Origin of the sequence: Azonexus sp. (assembly GCF_036170495.1) — a bacterium.
Lineage (GTDB): Bacteria > Pseudomonadota > Gammaproteobacteria > Burkholderiales > Rhodocyclaceae > Azonexus.
Genome location: NZ_JAVHPH010000444.1, coordinates 1 through 2,977, shown reverse-complemented (window position 1 = coordinate 2,977; position 2,977 = coordinate 1). Strand labels below are relative to the sequence as shown.

At 60.2% G+C, this 2,977-nt stretch carries 3 protein-coding genes; all 3 read left to right on the top strand.

The window, feature by feature from the left end; all coding sequences use genetic code 11:
- A partial coding sequence (locus tag ADADOO_RS16020; protein WP_511278508.1) for an oxidoreductase dimerization domain-containing protein occupies window positions 1-770 on the top strand: 770 nt, incomplete at its 5' end.
- Window positions 771-864: 94 nt separating this feature from the next.
- Window positions 865-1,980, top strand: coding sequence for a cell division protein ZapE (zapE, locus tag ADADOO_RS16015; RefSeq protein ID WP_511278507.1), 1,116 nt, complete (start codon window positions 865-867; stop codon window positions 1,978-1,980).
- A 96-nt stretch (window positions 1,981-2,076) separates the two neighbouring features.
- Window positions 2,077-2,865, top strand: a complete 789-nt coding sequence (locus ADADOO_RS16010) for a secretin GspD/PilQ domain-containing protein (RefSeq protein WP_511278506.1) — start codon at window positions 2,077-2,079, stop codon at window positions 2,863-2,865.
- Window positions 2,866-2,977: the final 112 nt, after the last annotated feature.

Genomic DNA, 2,977 nt, shown 5'->3' with positions numbered 1-2,977 from the left:
CTTTTGCCGATCAGGACATCGCCAAGGAAGCGCTCAAGCTGTTCACCAAGCAGGGCCTGGACATCCAGACCGGCGTCAAGATCGGCGAGATCAAGACGACCAAGAAGGGCGTCTCAATTGCCTATGAAACGAAGGATGGCAAGGCTGAGAAGCTCGACGCCGACCGCCTGATCGTTTCGATCGGCCGCATCCCGAATACCGACGGCCTGAATGGCGAAGCGGTTGGCCTCAAGCTGACCGAGCGCGGCATGGTTGAAGTCGATGGTCACTGCAAGACCAATCTGCCGGGCGTCTGGGCTGTTGGCGACGTCGTGCGCGGACCGATGTTGGCGCATAAGGCCATGGAAGAAGGCGTCATGGTTGCCGAATTGATGGCCGGTCAGGCTGGCCACTGTAACTTCGACACCATTCCGGGCGTCATCTACACCGCGCCGGAAATCGCTTGGGTTGGCAAGAGCGAACAGCAGCTCAAGGCGGATGGCGTCGCCTACAAGGTTGGCAAAATCCCGTTCATGGCCAATGGCCGTGCGCTGGGCATGGGCGAGCCGTCCGGCTTCGTCAAGATGCTGGCCTGCGCGCAGACCGACCGCATCCTCGGCGTCCATATCATCGGTGCCAATGCCTCCGAACTGATTTCCGAAGCTGTTGTGGCAATGGAATTTGGTGGCGCTTCCGAAGATCTGGCGCGCATCTGCCACGCTCACCCGACCTTGTCGGAAGCGGTGCACGAAGCAGCCCTGGCTTGCGACAAGCGTCCGCTGCACTTCTAAGCTGACTGTTCTTTGCCAGAAAGGCGGGTTGCGGCAACGCACTCGCCTTTTTCTTTGGCAGAATACGTTTTTACCCCAAAGCTGATTCACCCCTATGCCCCATAAAAAACTGAATGTCGCCGCGCAGGGCATGCTCGACGCCTATAAAAACCTCCTTGATGCCCGTGGCTACATCGCCGATGCCGCGCAGATGACGGCGGCGCTGGCTTTGCAGAACCTTTATACAAATTTGCTGTTTTTCAAGGTTGACCGTGGGAGTACCTTCAAGCGCCTGCTGTCACCGCCCAAGCCGCCGAAAGGCGTCTATTTCTGGGGCGGGGTGGGTCGCGGCAAGAGTTTCCTGATGGATTGCTTCTACGACTCGGTGCCTTATCGGCGCAAGCGTCGCATTCACTTCCATGCCTTCATGCAGCAGATTCATCATGACCTCGAAAAATACAAGGGCGAACCGGACCCGATGCTGAGGCTGGCTGAGCAGATCGCCAAGGAAGTGCGCCTGCTTTGCTTCGACGAATTCCACGTCTCGGACATCGCCGACGCCATGATTCTTGGCCGCCTGATGGATGGTCTGTTCGCCCAGGGCGTCATCATCGTGATGACTTCAAATTATCCGCCGGACAAGCTGTATCCGAATGGCCTGCATCGGGAAAGCTTCCTGCCGACCATTGCGCTGCTCAACAAGCATCTGGATGTTTTCGAGGTCGATGCCGGTACCGACTACCGTTTGCGGGCGCTCGAACAGGTCGAGATGTATCGCTACCCGGCCGATGCCACGGCTGAAAAAAAAATGCTGAACGACTTCAAAATGATCGCCGGCGGGGATGGCAAGAAGGGCGGGCATGTCGAGATTCTCGGGCGCAATATCGACACCGTGCGGCGTAGCCATGGCGTGATCTGGTTCGATTTTCGCACCCTGTGTGGCGGACCGCGTTCGCAGAATGACTATCTTGAAATTGCCCGCGGATACCACACCGTGCTTCTCTCGCATGTGCCGAAAATGACCATCCATCAGGCCTCGGAGGCGCGTCGCCTGACGTGGCTGGTCGATGTGTTCTACGACCACAAGGTTAAACTCATCATCACCGCCGACTGTGCGGCGGATGGGCTCTATACGGAGGGCACACAGGCCAGCGAGTTTGCCCGCACGGTGAGCCGCCTGACCGAAATGAACTCCCGGGAGTACCTCGCCTTGCCCCACGCGGTGGCCTAAGCCGATGAGCGAAACCGTGCGCCCGGACGATCTGGCCAAAGGCTACCGGGTCGCCATCTATCTCGAATGATCTTTTACGCCAACCGGAGAACGTCCATGATGCTTCGCCTTCTTTGCCTGCTCGCCTGCCTGTTCAGCTCTTCGCTGTGGGCCCAGCAGATGGAAGTCATCGAGCTCAAAAGCAAAAATGTCGAAGCGGTGCTGCCGGCGCTGTTGCCGCTGGTCGAGCCGGGCGGCACCTTGACTGGCATGAACAACCAGCTTTTTCTCAAGGCCTCGCCGCGCAACCGGGCCGAGATCAAGCGGGCGCTGGCCGCTATCGACACGCCAACACGGCGGCTGATCATCCGCGTTTCGCAAAACCGGCAGGCTGAAGACAGCGCGCGTGGCGCCCAGGCCAGTGGCCAGGTCGTGCTCGGCAGCACGCGGCGCAGCCATGTCGAGGCCAACGTCTGGGATACCAAGAGCGTGCGCGGCGAGAGCGCGGCGCAGATGGTGCAAACCGTCGAAGGTGGCCAGGCTTTCATCCAGGTCGGCCGTTCGCTGCCCGTCCCGATGCGCCAGGTGGTCATTGGCCCTGGCGGTGCGGTCATCAACGAAAACGTCGTCTATCAGGATGTCGGCCGCGGCTTCTATGCCGTGCCGCGCGTGAACGGCAACCGGGTGACGCTCGACATCAGTCAGCAGGCGGCCAGTCAGGGCGGCTATGGCAGCATCAACAGTCAGCGCCTGTCGACCACTGTGTCGGGGCGGCTGGGCGAATGGATAGAACTGGGCGGCAGCGGACGCCAGGCCAGCGGTAACCAGGGCGGCGCGCTCGGTCTTTCAACCAGCGACGCGCGTGACAATCGCTCCCTATGGCTGATGGTAGAGGAAGTCGAGTGAGCGATCTGAAACGACATATCGGGCAAAAGGTGGCGCTGGCCACGGCGGTGTTTTGCGCCCTGCTGGCCTTGCCGGCCTTTGGCCTGTTCATCTGGCTGTGGAAGGAGCGCGG

Excerpts from the sequence above, each read along its gene's own strand:
- zapE (WP_511278507.1), top strand. The coding sequence starts at position 865 with ATGCCCCATAAAAAACTGAATGTCGCCGCGCAGGGCATGCTCGACGCC.
- ADADOO_RS16010 (WP_511278506.1), top strand. The coding sequence starts at position 2,077 with ATGATGCTTCGCCTTCTTTGCCTGCTCGCCTGCCTGTTCAGCTCTTCG.